The organism is Bradyrhizobium sp. BR 1432 (assembly GCF_051547705.1).
Classification (GTDB): Bacteria; Pseudomonadota; Alphaproteobacteria; order Rhizobiales; family Xanthobacteraceae; genus Bradyrhizobium; species Bradyrhizobium zhanjiangense.
This window is the reverse complement of sequence record NZ_JBPUGF010000003.1, coordinates 63,077-82,085: the sequence shown is the minus strand read 5'-3', so window position 1 is coordinate 82,085 and position 19,009 is coordinate 63,077. Positions and strand designations below refer to the sequence as shown.

Sequence of the window (19,009 nt, the reverse complement as noted above, 5' to 3'; positions counted from 1 at the left end):
TTTGGCGATGACAGAATGATCGGTGGCCGCGGCGGCTGTGACGGCGGGGGGCGTAGACGTTGCGATCCCGGCGGCCGTCTCGACAACGAGCTTCAGCGTCAGCCCCTGTTCTTCGATCTCGATCGTGTCGACACCGGACCTTTCGAGGATCTGTGCCAGGCGCGCGATATCGTTCAGCTCTATCGGCATGTTCGGGTCTCCTCGACAAGGCGCACATCGGTCCTGAGCCGATCGAGATAGGCCGACATCTCGGCTTCGACTGCAAGTGCGTCGGTGTAGGTGGTCCGCTCGAACCGCAGCTTGCTGCCGAGCCGCGCCTGCCCGACGCGCCAAAGATCGGCCCGGATCACTGTTGCGATCTTCGGATAGCCACCCGATGTTTGTGCGTCGCGCATCTGGATGATCGGCTGTCCGTTGGGCGGAATCTGAATGACGCCGGGGACGATGCCGTGCGAGCGCTTTTCGATCGGCGCCTTCGGCTTCAGGGCGGGGCCTTGCAGGCGGTAGCCGTAGCGGTTGCTCTGCGACGTGATCTTCCAACTGCTGGACCAGAACAGCTCCTGCGTGGCGGCATCGAATCCGTCATATTCACCGGCGGCGACAACCCGGACGACGGTCTCGTCCGGAGCGGCGTTCGGCCGCGCCAGCGTGATGTCGGCCGGTTCGATCCCGAGTTCGCCGATAGCAGCGATTGACGGGGCGCAGGGCAGGGTGTCGCCGGGCTGAAGGGGCCGTCCGTGCAATCCGCCGAATTCGCCGCGAAACTGCGTGCTGCGCGAGCCCAGCACGACAGGGACCTCGATGCCGCCGCTGACGGCCAGATAGAGGCGAGCGCCGTGGGATATTGCCTTGATGGTCAGAACGTCACCAGCGCGCGCATGCGAGCGCCACCAGGAGGGGATCGCGCGTCCTGCAATCTCGGCCTCGACACCGGCGCCGGTGAGCGCGAAGACCATCTCACGGTCGAAACGAAGCTTGAACGGCAGCATCGGAATTTCGATACCGGCAGCATTCTCGTCATTGCCGAGAAGGATGTTGCCGGCACGAAGCGCGACATCGTCCATCGCGCCTGAGGTGCCGACGCCGAAACGATATTGGTCGAAGCGCCCGAGATCCTGGATGCTGGCGGGCCCTGTAACTGACAGGACCTCGATCACCGGATCACCCGTTCGATCTCGAATCGGATCGTGTCGCCCGGAGCGAGAGCGGCGGGCGTCGGCCAGGACGGGTCGAAGAACGTCCAAGTCGTGTGTCCGATGGCGTGCCAGCCGCTGGGGCCGGGCGAGGCGGAGACGCCAGTCTGCGATCCCCCAATGGAGACCGAGCCGCCTGCGGAGCGTTGCAGCGGCGTCTGCCGCCGCGGCATGGTGATGCGCGGGTCCATGCCGCCGAGATAGCAATAGCCGGGATGACTGCCGAGCGCGAACACCGTGTAAAGTGGGGCGGCATGGATCGACACGACATCGTCGATCGACAGGCTGCAATGTTCGGCAACGGATTGGAGCTGCGAACCGATCTCGCCGCCATAGGTGACCGGCAGCCGGATCTCGCGTCCCCCGATCGCGAGACCTTCCACCGCGTCCCAGGCGTCATTGAGCGCGGCGATCAGGCTGTCGAGTTCGCGGGGAGGGGTCTCGAAGGTCAGCATCATGTTGGTGATGCCGGGTATGGCCTCGCGGATGCCCGACCACTTTGATGCGGTTGCCGCCAGCGCCCAGATCCGTCGTTGGTGCGGCAGGTCGAATGCGCCGGGGGCCTCGAACAGGAGCGCCGACGTGCCGAGCAGGCTGATCTGCGGCCGGTCGTGCGCCGTCATTGCGCGGCCACCTTCGCATTCATCCAATGCTCGAGATGGTGGATGTCGTAGCCGCCGCGGCAGAAGGTTGGATCGGCAAGGATCGCCTGGTGCAACGGCACATTGGTCCGGATGCCTTCGGCCCGCAGCTCGGACAGGGCGACACGCGCTCGCGCCAGCGCTTCCTCGCGCGTGCCGCCGTGTGCAATCAGCTTGCCGACCAGGGAATCATAGTGACGCGGAACGCTGGTACCGGCTGCGATATGGGAATCGACGCGGATGCCGACGCCGCCGGGAACGTCCCAGCGCGTCACTGTGCCGGGCGAAGGGGCAAAGGTGGCGGGGTCTTCGGCGTTGATGCGGAATTCGACGGCATGGCCTACACGGGCGATGTCGCCTTGAGCGATTCCGAGCTTTTCGCCGCGTGCGATGCGGATTTGTTCCTTGACGATGTCGATCCCTGTCGTCATCTCGGTGACGGGATGCTCGACCTGGACGCGGGTGTTCATCTCGATGAAGAAGAACTGTCCGTTTTCGTAGAGGAATTCGAAAGTGCCCGCGCCGCGATAGCCGATCCGCCGGCAGGCCTCAAGGCAGCTTGTGCCCACCCGCTCGATCAGTGCCCGATCGATGCCGGGTGCGGGAGCTTCCTCGACCACCTTCTGGTTCCTGCGCTGGAGCGAGCAGTCGCGGTCACCGAGCCAGAGATGGTTGTCGTGCTGATCGCACAGCACTTGGATCTCGATATGGCGGGGTTTTTCGAGGAATTTCTCGATGTAGACAGCGGCGTTTCCAAAGGCCTTGCTGGCTTCCGCGCGGGTCAATGCCAGCGCCTCATCCAGCGCGCCTTCGTTGCGCACGATCCGCATGCCGCGCCCGCCGCCACCGCCGGCGGCCTTGATGATGACAGGATATCCGATGTCCCGCGCGATTGCGCGAACCTCCGCCGGATTATCCGGCAAGGCGCTGTCCGGGCCGGGCACGCAAGGCACGCCGGCCAGACGCATCGCGCGCTTCGCAGCAACCTTGTCGCCCATGGTGCGGATACAGTCGGCGGGAGGGCCGATGAAGGTAAGACCGGCACGCGCGACCCGATCGGCGAAATCTGCGCTCTCGGACAGAAACCCGTATCCGGGGTGAATCGCCTGGGCACCGCTGACCTCCGCCGCGAGCAGGATCGCCGCCACGTTGAGATAGGTGCTGCTCGCCGACGCCGGCCCGATGCAGAGCGCCTGATCGGCAAGCGCGACATAGCGCGCCGCGCTGTCCGCCTCCGAGTGAATGACGACCGTCTTGAGACCCATGGCCCGACAGGCGCGCTGGATGCGAAGCGCGATCTCGCCGCGATTGGCGATCAGGACCTTGTCGAACATCAGGATGAACCCGCATGACCGATCCGGAACAGGGCCTGGCCTGCCGCGATCTCGTCACCGTTCTCGGCGAGGACCGCAAGCACGACGCCGGGCGCCTCGGCAGCGATGTCGATGAAGGTCTTCATAGCCTCGATGACGCATATCTTCTGTCCGGCCTCGATCCTCGCACCGACCTCGACCAGCGGCGGCTCGTCCGGGGCCGCAGACCGGTAGAAGACGCCGTGCATCGGCGCCGGCACGACGATGTCGGTGGAGACACCGGAAGGAGGGCTGTCCTGATGGTTGGGGGCAGGGGCCGGGGCAAGGGCATGCGCGCCGCTTCCGCTCGCCGGGTGTGCCGGGGCTGGCGGCGCTTCCGCAGACGGACGCTTGAGGATGCGGATGCGGGTGCCGTCCTGCGTCAGGTCCAGCTCCGCGATGGAGGAGCGGGCAACCAGATCCACGAGTTGTTCGATCTTGGGGAGATCCACGGTCACGCTCTGCGTTGACGGCCTATCGCGTTCGGGGCGTTCATGCATTACTCGGCCGGTGGCTTGCTCTTTGCAAAGTTGAGGCCGCCGACGACCTGCTGGGTCGGCAGGACTTCCATGAAGGCGACGTTCATGCGCGCCGGCGATCCAACCGCGAATGCGATCGAATTGGCGATGTCCTCGGGCTGCAGCGCATCATAGTCGTCGAAGAAGCGGCGCTTGGCTTCGGCCAGATCGCCCAGCAGCCGGCCGAAGACTTCGGTCTCGACCCGCGCCGGCGATATCTCGGTGACGCGAACCCTGGTTCCGAAGAGGTCGACGCGCAATTGCTGCGACAGGGAATGAATGCCGGCTTTCGTGGCGTGATACACGGTGTTTCCGCCGCCGAACGCGTAATGGCCCGCGATCGAGGAGATATTGACGATATGGCCGCGGTCGCGACGTGCCATGCCCGGCACGACGAGGCGGGTCAGATGCAGGACTGCGCGCAGATTGACGTCGATGAGTGCATCGACATCCTCCGGCGTGGTGTCGAGGATATTGCCGCGTCGGGACTGGCCGGCATTGTTGACCAGGACGTCGAACTCGGCCGACTTCGCCAGCGCCGCGAGCGCATCGAGGTCGCTGATGTCGACGGCGCAGGGGCGGCAGCCGGTTTTCGCGGCCAGGGCGGTGAGGCGAGCGGCGTCGCGGGCCACGGCGTGAACCTGGAGCCCTTCCGCGCTCAGGCGGCGAACCGTCGCAGCCCCGATCCCCGAGGATGCGCCCGTCACCAGCGCCGTCCGATAATCCGAAAATCCCATCCCAAGGGCTCCTCTGCTACCGTCCAACCCGCGCGAGCGGCGTCGGCTGCAAGGCAAGCGGCGGACGAGTTCAGCACTACCTATAGGCCGCCCGGGTTCCAGGTGGTAAGAATAATTCCTTCTGATCCCATAGCTTCAGCCTATTGCTGCTGCATTGCCCCTGCCTGAATATCCGGAGGCGCCGTATTGGATACCAAGCGTTTGGAGGCCTTCATCAAGGTCGTCGATCTCGGCAGCATGACGAGCGCGGCGAAGGTGCTGAATGTCGCGCAGCCGGCGTTGAGCCAGCACATTGCGAGCCTGGAGGCGGACTTCAAGAGCAAGCTGCTCCATCGCAGCGCCCGCGGGGTCAAGCCCACCGAGGCCGGACAAATCCTCTATCGTTACGCCAAGTCGATCCAGCGCCAGATCGAAGAGGCCAGGCGCACCATTCTGGACAACAAGCCGGAGTTGACCGGCAACGTCACGATCGGCCTCGCGCCGCTCAGCTCGGCGGCACTGCTGGCGACTCCACTGCTGTTGCAGGTCCGTGAACGCTATCCCGGCATCGTGCTGCACATCTACGACAGTTCCGGAATCATGCTCAGCGAGATGATGCTGAAGGGCAGCATGGACATGGCTGTCCTGTACGGCGAACGCCCGGTGACCGGTCTGGATTACAAGCCGCTGATGCGCGAGTATTTCTATCTCGTCGCGCCCCGCAGCATGTATCCGGAGCAGATGTCTTCGGAGGAAGTTTCGGCGGCGGAGGTCGCGCAGTTCGATCTGCTGCTGCCCTATCGGGAATCCTTCCTGCGACAGGCGGTCGAGCGGGTCTGCGCCGAGGCGGGACTGCGCCCGCGCATCGTTGCCGAGATTCATTCGCAGTCGACCCTGTCGTCGGCGATCGCGGCCGGAATAGGGGCTGCAGTGCTGCCCATGTCGATCGCAAAGGAGTTGCCGAATGTCGACGAGCTCTGGGTTCGACGGATCAATGCGCCATCCGCGTCGCAACAAATGTCGTTGTGTATCTCGGACAATGTTGCTTTGTCCGACGCCGCATTCGCAGTCTACAAGATATTGCTGGAAATCATTGTAAAAGAGTGGGGACCATTCGACTGCGCGACGGGTCCGAACGCCGTCATGGCTCCAACAGCAGCTCGGGATGGTTCGCAAGACGAGCCATAACGAAATGCGATGCGGCAATCCTAAAATCTGAATTTGCCGCCCTAAGGCGGTTGGTTATGGAGGTGTAACGGAGATCGCGACTGCAAGGAGGCTATCATGGTGCATGTGATCAGGACATTCGATCGGCCCGCCGCCGAGCTTGTCGAGCGCATCAAGAAGTTTCCTCCGTCCACCCTTCACGAGGCGCAGGGGCGATCGGGCGCGCTGACTTCCCGCATCAAGCCGATCTATTCCGGGATGCGCGCCTGCGGGCCGGCGCTGACCGTGAGCTGCCATCCCGCCGACAACATGATGCTGATCACGGCGATCTCGCTGGCGAGGCCCGGCGACGTGCTCGTGGTGAGCGCGGGCGATCATCCCGAGCAGGGCGGCTTCGGCGAGGTGCTGGCGACGGCCTGCGTCGCCAGGGGCATCGTCGGTCTGGTCACGGATGCCGGCGTTCGCGACGGCCTCGCGGTGCGCAACACCGGCTTCAACGTCTTCTCCTACGGCCTCTGCATGAAGGGCACCGTCAAGGAGACCCTCGGCACCATCAATCAGCCGATCGTCATCGGCGGAATTGCCGTTCGTCCCGGCGACATTGTCAGCGCGGATGATGATGGCGTCGTGATCGTGCCCAAGGAGAACATTGCCGACGCCTGCGTCAAGTCTGCGGCGCGCGAGGAGAAGGAAGCCGGCTTGATGCAGGCGCTCAAGGCCGGCGGGAACATCCTCGAGCTCTCGGGCATCGGCAAGGTGCTGGAGTCCAAGGGCTGCACCTTCGGCTGATCCAGTTCGGGGCCACTCCAGGTGGTAGAGGCGAGGGAAGCGTCGGTCGCAAACCGGAATACGGCGAGTTTGAACTTGAGAACCTGCGTTTTGAGCATCGGTAGAGCGAATTTCCAGTCTTGGGATAATGGGAGCGCCAGCTCGATACAGCGCGGCGCAGCTTTGGCTGATGATCTGCAGCGCCAAAACCTCTGCTGGCAAGTCGCCGGACGAACATAGAAGAGTATGTACCTAAGCTATCACAACCGGCCTCAGTCTGAATGAAAAGCTTGCTATGGCACGAAACGTACCAACTAGAGCGTGATGTTTTTATACGGAAACATACCCTGAATTTTTGAGATAGTTGGCGCACTCCTCCTTGGAGAAGAGGTCGAGGAGTTCGCCGACCTTGCGCCAAGTCGCTTCGACATCACGTGTCTGGGCGGCTCGCATCAGGTGTTTGAGCTTGGCGAAGACCTGCTCGATCGGGTTGAGGTCGGGGCTGTAGGGCGGCAGGAAGAGCAGATGTGCTCCTGTGGCGCGGATGGCGTTGCGCGCCGCCTTGCCCTTGTGACTGCCGAGATTATCGAGGATGACGAGTTCACCTTTTGCGAGGGTCGGCGCCAGTACCTGTTCGATATAAAGGGTGAAGAGCTCGCCATTGATTGGGCCGTCGATGACCCATGGCGCGCTGATCCGATCGTGGCGCAGCGCCGCGATGAAGGTCATGGTCTTCCAATGGCCGAAAGGCGCAGACGCCTGGAGACGTTGCCCGCTCGGCCCCCAGCCTCGCAGCGGCGCCATGTTGGTTTTGATCCAGGTCTCGTCGATAAAGACCAGGCGCGAAGCGTCGATCCTGCCCTGATGGGTCTTCCAGCGCGTCCGTTTACGGGCGATATCGGGACGATCTTGTTCGGCCGGCAGGACCGTTTTTTTTGAAGCTCAGCCCTTCGGCGTGAACGAACGTCCACACCGCCCGCACGTCTGTCTTGATCCCGCGCGCAGCCAGTTCCTCCGTCAGCTTCCGCAAAGTGAATGGGCCGGAGTGAATGCGTTTGCGCAGCCAGTCGGCATTGGTGCCGGACAGAACCGGCTTCTTGTGACCGCCGATCTTGCCGGAGAAACGCCTCCGGTCTCCCGCCGCAAATTCTTCCACTTCGTCACACAGGAAGGGCTGATCTGAAGCGCTTCTGCGATCGAACGAACGGTCTCGCCCGCGTCAGCTCGCGCAAGAGCGCGTTCGCGAATGTCTTCCGAAAGCGGTCGCGTCATCCATGCTGGCCTCCGCTTTCCAGCATGGAGCTTGAATCAGAAATCCTCCCCGCAGGGAATCCGATTCCGGCAAAAAACAACATGCTCTAGGAGAGGCTATCGGAGCATTGGCGTCGCAGAGCCGTATCCATAGAAGGCTCGATGGCTTGCGGTGGCGCCGTCACAAACTAGCTCTGCGCACCACTACACCGCTGTGCAGTCGGCCACGGCAATATCAGTTGGGAATAGCACGCGATACGCAAGCAAAACAGCGAAAGCCGGTGTCTTTGATAGATGTGCCGCGTATGACCGGGATCCAAAGGTACGAAATGATAGATAATGGCGCAGAGCGCCCACCTGTTTACTTCAAATTCTGGTGCAAGACCGGTGGTTTTATGCGTGGTTAGTTATTCGCGCGACGAGTGATGGACGGAACATCGTCTCAGTTGCAGCAAAATGCGGCGCGCGTCAGCGCAACCTAATGCGCTCGCTCGCCACCGCTGACCGCTGGACCCCGCATCATTCATGCGCGCGGACAAACTTCGCTCGGCGGGATTACGAACAATGCCGTGTTCCGCGCTCAGTCCGGCGGTGCGGGCCTGTTCACCAGCGACCTGAACTCCGGCATTGGAAATCCAGCGACAGGTAACATTGTCATTGTGACCGGCAGTACCGAACGTCTGCGCCTGGACACAAGCGGCAATGTTGGCGTCGGCACCAATGTTCCGCTAGCCTCGCTTGACGTGAGCCCGCAAAGACCGACGCCGCAGCCACAAGGTGCTCCTCGCCGGGAGCACTCGCAGGAGGGGCTCGCCTTCGGCGATCGCTATCACTCCCCATCCAGTCGGGTGCCCTTTTAACCGGTCTCGTCGTCGCACTCGTCCTACGTGCCCCCTTCGGGTCGCTATTGCTCACGCGGTCCGGGTGCCATTTGAGTTGGCGATGCGCCTTCGCGCGCCTAGAACTCCTGTGCCCCGGATCAATTTAGGCTTGGAATGTCGCCGCGCATGATGTGACGGTAGCCATGCTCGGTCATCCACAGCGCGACGGTTACGATCGACGGCGATCAGGCCGTGTTTCATGCGGGTAGCGGCATAACGGCGATGTCGGATCCAGAGGCCGAGTACGAGGAAACCCTGAGAAAGGCGCAGCGAATCTGTGAGGCATTTCGAGCTGAGCCATCCAGCGCATTGTGATTTTGATCTCGCCTGCTTTGGCTCCGTCGTACCATGGCGTGTTTGAAAGTCATAGAACTGGCGGAGCAGTTCGTCAGCCGCAATGCGCGTTGCGGCCCGCGCTGCAGCGCTGGTGGCCGAGCCAAGGGCGTGGCCGGCGAACGCTTCGCGCTGATAAAAGAACTAGATCCGGCGCGGCTGGCGCGGAGTGGAGAAGACAAATGACCGTCAGCAAATATCAGTTCAGGCACGAGCTGGGGCAGCTGATCGAGAAGCACATCAGCTTGTTCGAGCACGTTCGAAGACTACGTCCTCATCACCGGAGCGCTGGAAGAGGCGCGGTACAGGTTGGACCTGGAGGCCGAGAAGTTTCCGGACGAGAGGTCGACGCCTTCGAATTGTAGCGAGCGCATCGCGCTAGCCAGTAGAGGACAATACCCGCAGCGGATCTAGACATGGCCCGGGCCGTCGTCATCGTCTTCGGCTGGAGGGGCTGAAATACACTGGAGAAGCCAGCCAAATGCAGGATTTGGGCGTGAATCTGCGAACTCGTTGCATTAATCGGTTGAACGAAACGCTCCAATGTGAAGCCGAGGCGACACACCCGGGTGAGAAAGGAGACTGTTCGTTCGTTTCGTGCAGTGTTGGTCGGAGCAAAGGCGCCCAAAGCGCTGGCAAAGTCAGCGTGCCGGTCTAGCCTGAACAGGGGCAACGCGGATGGGAGATATAATGTTCGAACGTGATGACTTGATCTCTCAACTTCTGCTCTACGTTATTCTGTTGCTTATTCTTGCGTCTCTGATGATTGCTGCATGGCAGACTGCAGGATGACCGAAACTGATCGCCGCGAGTTGCTGGAGGCTTGATCGAGCGCTGTCGTGGCGGGCGAATCGGGTTCGGGCCGGCGGCAGTGGCCGCTGCGTCGTAATCAGTCCATTGCTTAGATCCAATTTTGAGGCTCGTGCTCGAATGTCCTCCCCGAACAAGGTCGCGCTATTCATCGACGGCGCCAATCTCCATGCAACCGCCAAGACACTCAGCTTCGATATCGACTACAAGCGCCTGCTCAAGGAATTACAGAGCCGTGGCAATCTGGTGCGCGCCATTTATTATACCGCCATCATCGAAGATCAGGAGTATTCCTCGATCCGTCCCCTGATCGACTGGCTAGACTACAATGGCTACACCGTGGTCACCAAGGCAACGAAAGAGTTCATCGACGCCTCGGGCCGCCGCAAGGGTCAAGGGCAACATGGACATCGAACTCGCGGTCGATGCCATGGAGCTTGCCGAGCACATCGACCAGATGGTGCTGTTCTCCGGCGACGGTGACTTCCGCTCGCTGATGGAGGTGGTGCAGCGCCGCGGCGTGCGGGTGACCGTGGTCTCGACCCTTTCAAGTCAACAGCCGATGATCGCGGACGAGTTGCGACGTCAGGCTGACGTCTTTACCGATTTGGCGGAGCTGCAGTCGAAGGTTGGCCGCGATCCGTTGGAACGATCGACGCCGCGCGATCGCGAGCCGCGTCTCAATGCCCGGCAAGTCCCGCTGCGCGACAATGGTTCCGTGGACACGGTTTCGAGCGATTAAACGGTATTCAAAATACATCGTACGCAGTCGCCCACTGCTCTTGTCGATCGGCTTATTTCAATATCTGTTTTCATAATGCGATTTGGAGAGGTCCCGTGCGGGATTACAGAATGTCAGACGACCTCGTTGAGGTTTTGCGCATGGCGCATCTTGGTCGTTCGGCGGACTTGGGAGTGTGGTTCAAGCGATACTTGCAGAAGTGTGGTCAAGGCCAGAGGAAGCGAGCCTGGAATTTTCGCCGTAGACTGACATCGCCAATTGCACCGCCACGGCGTCGCGCCTTATTCGCCTTCCTTTATCCGTACTGGAGACTATTGGATGAACGAGAATTTGGCCGCCCTTGCAAAAGGCTCCTCACTGCGGCGCAGCGAAGCTCAAAGTGATATTGAAAGCCTAAAGCTGATCGTGCTCTTCGCGGGATTCGGATTATTGCTGTCGCTGGCCGTCATGATCTGCTGGCCAGAGCTTGGCGTTGAGATAGCTCAGTCACTCTGGATGCTGGATTGGGGCGTGTCCTCATAACTCAGTCGGGACACGGCGGATCAGAGTGCGAGACCGTTGGTCCTAGCAGCGGCGCAAGAGCGGACCGCGCCGGAGGCCTGAGGCTGGCCGGCCGCGGAAATGGAGCTGGCCCAACGCAAGCTGGATTAACTTTGAGCCCTTCCTGATCGCATCGATCAAAGCGGCCCCGAGGTCGCGCGGCGTATAGAGCTATGCGCCGAGTTGGCGTGCACTCGTCCTGCTCTGATGCCGGAACAGCCGAAAAACGGGATCAACAAGACCAGCCGAATTTTTGACGGTGATTTTACATTTCCTTCGTGGCGGCGCGGCGTCCTTTCGCGGGGATTATCACTCCGGATCCGCTGCGACGGTATGTTGTTCCAAATTTCAGCAAGCTCACGACGAGCCTTACTCTAAAGCCACCGCGCGCAATCGGCTCGTGACATCCTGTACGCGCGGCATATCCCACATATTGTCGCGAAGTAGAAAGCGGTGGCTGTTGGTCCGCTCCACAAAGGTCGCGCCAGCAAGAACAATTGAATGAGGAATAAGAGCTGCCTTCAGAATTGAATAGTCTTCCGAGAACAGCAGTCCAGCAAGGAAATCGAATTGTTCGCCCTTCATTTTCCCGAATCGCGGAGAGCTGACGGGACTTGCTGTGCCGCGTTAGACGGCGCCCCTTGATCTGGTAGCGCGTTCCGTCAGTTCCCTCAGCGTCGACGCTGGACTCCGAGTTTCCAAATCGCTTCCAGCCAAACGCACGACAAAACAGGTATTCAGCCAAATCGCCGGTTGGATTGTTTGAGCTGCGAACAATACCGCGCCGCCGCAACTCTTCGGCTATATCCGCATGCAGTTTCAACAGTTCAACCGCAGAAAGCAACTCAAGATCCACGATGCCACTCCCCTGTGGAGTAAAGTCGGGTTAAAGACACCCTCTGAAAGATGCCAGTACTGTCGTTGTCGGGAGATGACCGGATTAGGTCGGTAGATTCCGAACTGGTTGGTAAATTCCGGACTGAGAACCCGAGGGCAACGGCGGTATGAAGGAGCTACGAAAGCGGTGGGGAGAACCCGTTAGCCGAGCGGCGCGATTTTCCCGGACGTCGTCAGGAAAATACTCTCCAGCGGCGGTGCGGCGAGCGCCATCGCGCTCTATCGCGGCCCTAATTGTTACGCAACCGTCGCGGTAGTCCGGGGGGGGGCCAGATGCAAAAATTTTAGCATGCGATCCACATGTAGTGGCAGGAAAATAACTTTGTCATACATTTTGCGCTAAAATCGTGCAGCCCTATGTAGAACGGCTGTGTTCGACGCCGTCTGCCTTCGCGAGGTGGGGCGCCGGAAGTTGAGGAAATGCCGATCTCGGGGGCGGATATGAAGCGTCTGGCGATCTTTCTGGACGGTACCTGGAATACGCTGAACAACAACACGAACGTGTGGCGGCTGAAGTCGCTCACGGCGGAGACTGTCGATCAGCGCGTCTACTACAGTCAAGGCGTGGGCACCCAGCGGGGTGAGGCCGCGCACGGCGGCGTCACGGGCTGGGGCATCGATAACGAAATCATCGAAGCGTATACTTGGCTGATCCAAAACTTCGATGACGGCGATGAGATATTCATCTTCGGGTTCAGCCGTGGTGCATACACGGCGCGCAGCCTGTCGGGACTGATTTGCAAGTGCGGCGTCCTCAAGCTTGGTGCGCCGCTGTCGATCGAGCAACTCTACGCCCGGTATCGCATCTACGACGCGCCGACGATCAGATCGCTGTCGGCGAAGCCGTTGCCGTAAAACGCATCCATCGAGGAGCAGTGGCTGACCAAGTATTCGCGCCCGACCAAGGTAAAGTTCGTCGGAGTGTGGGACACCGTCGGCTCGCTCGGACTCCCCTTGGCAAGCGCCGCAGGCAAGGTCCGCAAGTACCGGTTTCTCGACACGCATCTGCGGCTCGTCAACGAATATGCCTTCCACGCGCTCGCGCTGGACGAACACCGCAAGAACTTCGAGCCGACCTTCTGGACCAGGACCGATAGGGTCGGTCACGAAGGCGCGGCCGAGCGTCGGATCGACAGCGTGGAGCAGCGCTGGTTCGTCGGAGCGCACGCGAACGTCGGAGGCGGATACGCGAGCGACCCGCTGGCGCAGCGGCCCCTGATGTGGCTGATGGACAAGGCCGCCGGCCTCGGGCTCGTCTTCCGTGACCGGGTCGCGATCGACGTCTCGCAGGTGGCGCCGCCCGTTACGGATTCCTACCGCGAGTTTGCGTGGGGTCTCTACCGCATCATCAGCCGCCCCTTCTATCGGCCGGTCGGGCTGGCGCCGGAGAAGGGAACGCAGGCCACGACGTCGCGCATCAACGAGACCATCGACGGCTCGGTGTTCGAGCGCTGGCGCGCGGACGCGGCCTACCGTCCGCCGAACCTCGTCGCGTGGGCGAAGGAGAAGGGCGTCGATCCCACCAAATTCAACAGCCCGGTCCGGGCGACCGACCCTAACGTCGGCGTGCCCTGATGCTCGGCGTCCTATGGCCTTCGTAGCGCCTGATTGAGGATCATAGCTAGGCGGACGCCGGCCCTGCTGAGCTGCAGCGCAGCATCGTTCGTCGCCGTGGTGACGTAGTCGTCGCTCAACCGAAAACTTCCACGCTGGTTGGGCGCGGGAAGTTCGCCATAGGTGTCAGCTTTAGAAATCGCGAACGCCTCCTTGGCCCAGTCACTGGGGCCGCCAGATTGCCACTGCGCCTGCTGCGCGTTGGTGATGTGCCCAATCAGATCCGAAGCGATCGTGCGGGCGTCCGACCCCAGCTGGTCGACGAACTCGGTGTCCCAGAAGTGATGGAGATTACCCGCGCTCAAGCCCGCGGCCGAGACCCGCTTGTCGTTGCCTCCTCGGTCGTGGTCGTCCGAGCTGTGCAACGGCTGATGCAGGTCGCCAACGAAATGGAGCAGGAACTTCAGAGCGACCACGCGTTCTTCCGCGTCCGTGGCCGGATCGGTAAGTTCGGCTGCAAATTGCTGAATTTTGTCGACGACACAATCATCCTTCGGCCCCTCGGAGGCCGGCTTTCCGTTCGGTAGCGCTGGGTGATTGAAGCATGCCTGGTCGAGATTAGGTCCTGTGATCTCAATGTCCACGAAGTGCCACTGCCGCGTACGCTCGCGGGAATTGTCGATGTTGGCATCGCGGTATTTGTCGGCCCAGGTCGCTGCGGAAGCAATATCGTGGGCGGTCAACGGATCGGTATCGGCCGCAAGCAAGGCATTGACGCGCTTGCGGACATCAGGCTCCAGAAACGATTGGGCCACTAGGGCAACCACCTGATGGCCCTCATCGCCCCATGCGTTCGCGCTGCTGACGTGAGCGCAGCTCAACATCGCACCGCACGCCAAGACTGCCAGATGGAAAGCCGTTCGCATATATAAGCTCCTTCAGATGAATGATTACAAAGATGGCTTCAGTTTCGACCCGCGCTTAAGGAAAAGGCTGACGCAACGCGTTCTGCACTTCGGCCAGGCGGATGAAGATCGGATCAGACTGAAGTGCGTTGATCGCGGCCTGGACCAGTTCGACCGGCATGTTGATGGCCCGGGCCAGCGCCTTCAATGCCTCAGGCGAGGAGGCGATGCCCACGAAATCGAGGCTGCCGCATATCCCCGTCTGCCGCAGTTTCGCGAAATGCTCGTCCCGCATGACGCGGTAGAGCTGAGCCTGCGAGATCCAGTTGATGATCAGAAGAAGCTCATAGGGAAGTCGCAGCCAAAGGATAAAAGGGTTCTGACAGGCGAGGACCTCCGCATTGGTGACGTAGAGTTCGGAAAGACGGTCGATCTTGTCCCTATCAAGGCCCTGGATCATCAACAGCGAGGAGTTGCTCGGCAGGGCCTCTATCTTGGGATCCGGCTGATCGCTGAGGACGCTCACCGCCTGCGAAGCACGGCGTACGATCGATGTGATGAAAATGTCGGGTACGAATCCGATTGCGAATGAAAGCAGGATTACCGAAACATTCGCGCCATACTCGGGTGCGATGTGACGGATCACGCCTGCAATGAAACAGGCGGCCAACATGCGCGCCGCGTAATAGTAAAACGAAATCGGGTAGATGTCGTTGTTGTTGATGCGATCGAGGAGGCGCCAGTTCGTATAGATGTAGGCGCCGATGAAGCCGAAGCAGCCAGCCACGAACGTGCCACGCTGATAGCTTGCGACACTCTCCACATCCTTGGGATCAAGCACATTGAAGCCGCCGAGAACGACGTTCGGCAGCGTGAAGTATTCCGGCTTGAAGTACACGGCGTTGGTCATGAGCCAGCAGAAGATGATGACGAATGCGAATGTCAGCATTGGCACGGCGTAGTATTTATCGAGCGTCGCCGGATTGATGGACTGAAGCGTTCCATAAGCGATCTTGAAGAACGCCGTCCCGGAAACGGTCTTGTCGTTCAGCGTGTCGAGCTTGGCCAACTGCCGCTGCAATGAAATTGTCTGGACATAGCAGATCAGCAGCGGCAGGGCCGTAAGCATCATGGAAAGCACGACCAGAATGAGCGGCGCCAGATACAATTGGCGATTCGCAAGCGCGACGTAGGCAAGCAAGCCGCCGCCGCCAACAATGGCGGCAAGAAGAATCGAAATAAGGCGTCGCCACATCGTGGTGATCCAAAAAAGGGTGTCCAATATAAATGACGGCGCACGCCGCCGCTGAGCAAGAAATGATATACGTCAGCCTTGAACGTCTAATGTTCGTTGAGGAAATACTGCGTGATGTCTCCCTTGGTCCCGTTGACGTAGCGGTCGAGCCAGCGGTCGTTCAGGTCAATATGCCCCGAGAAGACCGGCTTGCCCTCGAGCTTGTTCTTCGCCTGCCAGGCGCGATAGCGATAGTGGTCGTAAACGTCTAGCACATGCACCGCATAGGCTTGCGCCAACCGCTTGTCGCCGTGGATGATGAGCATGTTCTCGTCGTTTTCGTAGGACGCCTTGTAACCGAGGTTGTGGCTTCCCGTGACCACGGTGCAGTTGTCGGATAGCGGATCGATCACGACGATCTTGTCGTGGACGATGGCCGTCCCCAGCTTGAGAATCTCAGCTTCGAAATCGCCAAGCGCCGTGCGGGCCCCGAGATTGCTTGCCCGCACGATGTGGGTATGGCGCTCGTCGTAGACATAGGGCTTACGCGCCGCGGCCTCTTCGGGCGTTTCGTCGTCCTCCTCGCCATCCTCGGCCTCTTTGGCCTGATAGCCTGGCATCGCCGTGGGGTCGCTGATGGCGCCCACCACCAGCAGATCGGGCCTGGTCTCACCGGCCTGTCGCGCCGTTTCGATGATGCTGTAGAGGCCGCCACGTGCCGGCAAGAAGGCAAGGAAGAAGATGGCCTGCTCGGCGTCCTGCATCAGTTTGAACAGCGCATCGAGGTCTGGTGGCGCCTTCTTGATGTTGCGCGTCTTGGCCTTGGTGTTCGGCGAAAACCATAGTTGAGCGGCCGATGACGCCAGGTTTGCGGCGACGGCCGTCTGGTCCTCCCGGCGTAAATCGTCGCCTTGGACGTTCTTGCCGCCCGGCGCCGAGGGAGGGTCGGGATCCTCGATCTCGTCGTCGTGCAGACGTTGCCAGTAGGCACGATAACCTTCGGCAATCGCGGCGTCCTCGATAATGATCGAATTGTTGGTCTGCCCGCACAGCCCCAGCGAAGTCCAATTGGTGCTGCCGGTCATGACGGCCTTGGCGTCTCCGTGCTTGTCCAGATAGACCGCAAACTTGTTGTGACCGATATGCCGGTTGTTGAAGAGCCGGTTCTGGACCTCGACCCTGGCAGCCTTGAGGGTGGCGCGTGCCGGTGAATTGCGCTTGTCCCATTCGCCTGTTTCGCGGTCGGCGCTCGAGTTCGAAAGAATGATCCTGACGATCGACTTATTGCGAATGAGCAGATCAATCAATTCGGAATCGTCCAGCTCATAGAGCGCGAGCAGCACCTGGCCACCCTCGTCAAGCGCGCGATCGATCATGCTCTTGAGAAACGCGATGAGATCGCCTGACAGATACTCCCGTATCGTGCTGTGCTGATCCTGCACCTCGGCGATCAGGACATCCTTGTCGAAGGCCTTGTTCTGCTCCTCGATCGCATGGCGCAGCCACTGGCCGGCAATGATCCCATTGTTGAAGGCCGCCTTCACGTCCCCGTAGTCGGACGTAACGACAATCTCATTGGTCTCGACGGCCGGACCAAGATAACCAAGGGAAATCACGGGCCCATCATAGGTCTTCTTCTGCCGCACCGGCACCGGGTCTAGACCGTCCGCCATTCGCCCGACTGGGCGGATCTCGTACTTGACGCGCACATTGTCGGGACGCCGCTCGGCCCGGTCCCGTCGTTTCCGCAGGGTCAGGTCGCGCCAGTTGGTCTTCTGAACGGGCCAGACCCCTGTATCCTGCTCCTTCCAGCCGTGATTGTGCTGGCCTTCAAATGGCACCCAGGCCGACAGAGCGCGGCGTTCACCGGTCTCGGGATAAATCCGGACGATATCGAAACCTAGGCAGCCGGGGAGCATCTCGTCGACGTCCCAGGCGATGAAGGCGACCTCATTGTTGCAATAGGCAACCGCGCGCGTGATTCTACCCATCAGCCCCTCCTGCCAGCTCGCGAGATGATCATCGCGCCGATATATGACAATCTAAAGATGAGCATATAAAAATCGTCTTGCTGCCGAAACGCAGCGAGATATCTCATTGGAATGGTCAGCGCACGGCGACGAGGCTTACGCTGTTTGTCTTCGGCAGGCTGTCTTTGGACGTTGCCATGACAATTGCCTGCGATACCAGATCGAGAACCTGGAGCGAGCGGGCCCCCTCAACCGTGCCGAGCTGCGGCCGTGGTATACCAAGGGAGGGCGCGAAGCTTTGTTAGATTAACGGCTCCTACGCCCAGTTGTGCAGTGGTGGGTTCTTGCCGTTCAGCAGGTAATTGCCAATGAGATGATATTTCCATCGGACAGGATCGTGCAGCGTGTGTGTCCGCGCATTCCGCCAATGGCGATCGAAATTGAAGCTCGTGCGCCGCTGCTCGCTCCGCCAAACTCGAATAGCTTCGAGGAGGCAAACAACGCCACGTCGTTGGCCAGCACCTTGGCTTCGGCAACCGCCACCGAGGCGCGCGCAACGTCTCGCTTCGGAAGGGTTGACGCGGACGCCATCCAGGATCCGGGCGGCACGCTCAACCATCCCATTTGCCGAGTGCACCCGGATCTGGAGGTCGCCGAGCGCCGCAATCGTATGTGGATCGTCCTGCGCGCGCTCGATGCCACTGTCGATCCAGGGGCGCGAGGCCGATCGTGCAAGGCTTACGGCCTCCGCAAAGGAGGCTCGTGCGATCCCCAGGTCGATCGCGGCATGCAGGAGCTGGGCGAGGGACCGCCCAAGCCCGGCTTTAAGAATTTGTGGCGCTCAATGACGTAAGTTGGATTGATCTTGACATTGTCGGCGATGACCGTGCCACTTGCCCGGCTGCATGAACAACATTAACGTTGCTTCTTAACCACACTGGGTGCTCGCCCCGGCCACTTAGACCGCCTTGGACACCAAAGTGATCGTCTCCGCTTTCCCGTCGCCGTTCAAGCGTTCGTGCATTTCCTTGCTTGCCTTGAAAAGCGGAAAGCGCTTCTTATCGACTTGCACAAGCTCGCCCGTTCGCGGATTTTTGCTCATGCGAGCCCGCCGTTGCTTGCTAGAAAAACTCCGAAGCCACGAAGCTCAACCCGATCTCCACGCGCCAGCGCAGCCACGATCGCGCCGAGAATTGCCCCCACGATTTTGTCGACATCGCGCTGATAAAGGTGCGGATTGCGGGCCGAGATACGCTCAACGAGTTCTGACTTGATCATAGACGCTCGCATCAACCTATTCGCGATCAGGCATCTCTTCGAAAGCATTATTGCCTGTCAAGTCGCAACAGATGCCATGACGACCAGAACCCGCCAACTGGAGGGCGGCGTGAGGGTGGAATTCGTCATCGCCAGGTAGCGCTACCATTCCTATCAGCGTGCGCCTGCGACTATTTCCCTGGGACTGTGCTTATCTTGCCCGAACGTGAACGACGGTGTTGCGCTGACGCTCCAAGCTTCGATGTTGATCTAGGAAGCC

General features: G+C 60.6%; 13 protein-coding genes and 5 pseudogenes. 6 read left to right on the top strand and 12 right to left on the bottom strand.

The genetic code is table 11. From position 1 onward, the window contains the following. Positions 1 to 179: 179 nt before the first annotated feature. The 5 genes from ACSKB8_RS00650 to ACSKB8_RS00630 are packed head-to-tail and all read right to left on the bottom strand — an operon-like array spanning position 180 to position 4,441. Positions 180 to 1,157, bottom strand: a complete 978-nt coding sequence (locus ACSKB8_RS00650) for a biotin-dependent carboxyltransferase family protein (protein WP_438101794.1) — start codon at positions 1,155 to 1,157, stop codon at positions 180 to 182. After that, positions 1,154 to 1,816: a 5-oxoprolinase subunit PxpB gene (gene pxpB, locus ACSKB8_RS00645; protein ID WP_438101792.1), complete on the bottom strand. Its 663-nt coding sequence runs from the start codon at positions 1,814 to 1,816 to the stop codon at positions 1,154 to 1,156. Before pxpB ends, ACSKB8_RS00650 begins: the two co-directional genes overlap by 4 nt. Next, a complete protein-coding gene (gene accC / locus ACSKB8_RS00640) occupies positions 1,813 to 3,168 on the bottom strand; it encodes an acetyl-CoA carboxylase biotin carboxylase subunit (protein WP_438101790.1) in 1,356 nt (451 codons plus the stop codon). The genes pxpB and accC overlap by 4 nt, the downstream gene beginning before the upstream one ends. Then, a complete protein-coding gene (locus tag ACSKB8_RS00635; RefSeq protein WP_438101788.1) occupies positions 3,168 to 3,638 on the bottom strand; it encodes an acetyl-CoA carboxylase biotin carboxyl carrier protein in 471 nt (156 codons plus the stop codon). The genes accC and ACSKB8_RS00635 overlap by 1 nt, the downstream gene beginning before the upstream one ends. A gap of 47 nt (positions 3,639 to 3,685) precedes the next feature. Further along, positions 3,686 to 4,441: an SDR family oxidoreductase gene (locus ACSKB8_RS00630; protein ID WP_438101787.1), complete on the bottom strand. Its 756-nt coding sequence runs from the start codon at positions 4,439 to 4,441 to the stop codon at positions 3,686 to 3,688. 186 nt (positions 4,442 to 4,627) lie between these two features. On the opposite strand from ACSKB8_RS00630, the gene nac reads away from it, so the two are divergent. Both nac and ACSKB8_RS00620 read left to right on the top strand, forming a co-directional pair. Next, a complete protein-coding gene (gene nac, locus ACSKB8_RS00625) occupies positions 4,628 to 5,608 on the top strand; it encodes a nitrogen assimilation transcriptional regulator NAC (RefSeq protein WP_438101785.1) in 981 nt (326 codons plus the stop codon). A gap of 96 nt (positions 5,609 to 5,704) precedes the next feature. After that, positions 5,705 to 6,376, top strand: a complete 672-nt coding sequence (locus ACSKB8_RS00620; RefSeq protein WP_438101784.1) for a 4-carboxy-4-hydroxy-2-oxoadipate aldolase/oxaloacetate decarboxylase — start codon at positions 5,705 to 5,707, stop codon at positions 6,374 to 6,376. Between the two features lie 309 nt (positions 6,377 to 6,685). On the opposite strand, the pseudogene ACSKB8_RS00615 reads toward ACSKB8_RS00620, so the two are convergent. Then, positions 6,686 to 7,627, bottom strand: a pseudogene (locus tag ACSKB8_RS00615) (IS630 family transposase). A 1,025-nt stretch (positions 7,628 to 8,652) separates the two neighbouring features. Between ACSKB8_RS00615 and ACSKB8_RS00610 the strand changes: the two are divergent. From ACSKB8_RS00610 to ACSKB8_RS00600, 3 genes and pseudogenes are all read left to right on the top strand, one after another. Beyond that, positions 8,653 to 8,802, top strand: a pseudogene (locus tag ACSKB8_RS00610) (chorismate-binding protein); the annotation flags it as partial. A 948-nt stretch (positions 8,803 to 9,750) separates the two neighbouring features. Beyond that, positions 9,751 to 10,372, top strand: a pseudogene (locus ACSKB8_RS00605) (LabA-like NYN domain-containing protein). A 318-nt stretch (positions 10,373 to 10,690) separates the two neighbouring features. Further along, positions 10,691 to 10,894 (top strand): hypothetical protein, encoded by a 204-nt coding sequence (locus ACSKB8_RS00600; protein WP_438101782.1) that lies wholly within the window; start codon positions 10,691 to 10,693, stop codon positions 10,892 to 10,894. Positions 10,895 to 11,281: 387 nt separating this feature from the next. Here the strand turns inward: ACSKB8_RS00600 and ACSKB8_RS00595 are convergent, their stop codons facing one another. Then, positions 11,282 to 11,497 carry a hypothetical protein gene (locus tag ACSKB8_RS00595; protein WP_438101780.1) on the bottom strand — a complete coding sequence of 72 codons (216 nt, stop codon included), beginning with the start codon at positions 11,495 to 11,497 and terminating at the stop codon, positions 11,282 to 11,284. A gap of 732 nt (positions 11,498 to 12,229) precedes the next feature. On the opposite strand from ACSKB8_RS00595, the pseudogene ACSKB8_RS00590 reads away from it, so the two are divergent. After that, positions 12,230 to 13,384 (top strand): annotated as a pseudogene (locus ACSKB8_RS00590) (DUF2235 domain-containing protein). A gap of 11 nt (positions 13,385 to 13,395) precedes the next feature. Here the strand turns inward: ACSKB8_RS00590 and ACSKB8_RS00585 are convergent. The 5 genes and pseudogenes from ACSKB8_RS00585 to ACSKB8_RS00565 all read right to left on the bottom strand — a co-directional run bounded on the left by ACSKB8_RS00585 (position 13,396) and on the right by ACSKB8_RS00565 (position 18,750). Next, the gene (locus ACSKB8_RS00585; protein ID WP_438101778.1) at positions 13,396 to 14,289 is read right to left on the bottom strand and encodes a S1/P1 nuclease; all 894 of its coding nucleotides are present in this window, start codon (positions 14,287 to 14,289) and stop codon (positions 13,396 to 13,398) included. Between the two features lie 55 nt (positions 14,290 to 14,344). Next, positions 14,345 to 15,523, bottom strand: coding sequence for a hypothetical protein (locus ACSKB8_RS00580; protein WP_438101777.1), 1,179 nt, complete (start codon positions 15,521 to 15,523; stop codon positions 14,345 to 14,347). An 86-nt stretch (positions 15,524 to 15,609) separates the two neighbouring features. Next, the gene (locus ACSKB8_RS00575; RefSeq protein WP_438101775.1) at positions 15,610 to 17,493 is read right to left on the bottom strand and encodes a phospholipase D-like domain-containing protein; all 1,884 of its coding nucleotides are present in this window, start codon (positions 17,491 to 17,493) and stop codon (positions 15,610 to 15,612) included. A 295-nt stretch (positions 17,494 to 17,788) separates the two neighbouring features. Continuing rightward, a complete protein-coding gene (locus ACSKB8_RS00570) occupies positions 17,789 to 18,241 on the bottom strand; it encodes a hypothetical protein (protein WP_438110293.1) in 453 nt (150 codons plus the stop codon). Between the two features lie 189 nt (positions 18,242 to 18,430). Continuing rightward, positions 18,431 to 18,750 (bottom strand): annotated as a pseudogene (locus tag ACSKB8_RS00565) (integration host factor subunit beta). Positions 18,751 to 19,009 lie beyond the last annotated feature (259 nt).

Bases quoted from the DNA above. Each gene is read 5' to 3' on its own strand.
- pxpB (WP_438101792.1), bottom strand. From the start codon at position 1,816: ATGACGGCGCACGACCGGCCGCAGATCAGCCTGCTCGGCACGTCGGCG.
- accC (WP_438101790.1), bottom strand. From the start codon at position 3,168: ATGTTCGACAAGGTCCTGATCGCCAATCGCGGCGAGATCGCGCTTCGC.
- ACSKB8_RS00630 (WP_438101787.1), bottom strand. From the start codon at position 4,441: ATGGGATTTTCGGATTATCGGACGGCGCTGGTGACGGGCGCATCCTCG.
- ACSKB8_RS00620 (WP_438101784.1), top strand. From the start codon at position 5,705: ATGGTGCATGTGATCAGGACATTCGATCGGCCCGCCGCCGAGCTTGTC.
- ACSKB8_RS00600 (WP_438101782.1), top strand. From the start codon at position 10,691: ATGAACGAGAATTTGGCCGCCCTTGCAAAAGGCTCCTCACTGCGGCGC.
- ACSKB8_RS00595 (WP_438101780.1), bottom strand. From the start codon at position 11,497: ATGAAGGGCGAACAATTCGATTTCCTTGCTGGACTGCTGTTCTCGGAA.
- ACSKB8_RS00585 (WP_438101778.1), bottom strand. From the start codon at position 14,289: ATGCGAACGGCTTTCCATCTGGCAGTCTTGGCGTGCGGTGCGATGTTG.
- ACSKB8_RS00580 (WP_438101777.1), bottom strand. From the start codon at position 15,523: ATGTGGCGACGCCTTATTTCGATTCTTCTTGCCGCCATTGTTGGCGGC.
- ACSKB8_RS00575 (WP_438101775.1), bottom strand. From the start codon at position 17,493: ATGGGTAGAATCACGCGCGCGGTTGCCTATTGCAACAATGAGGTCGCC.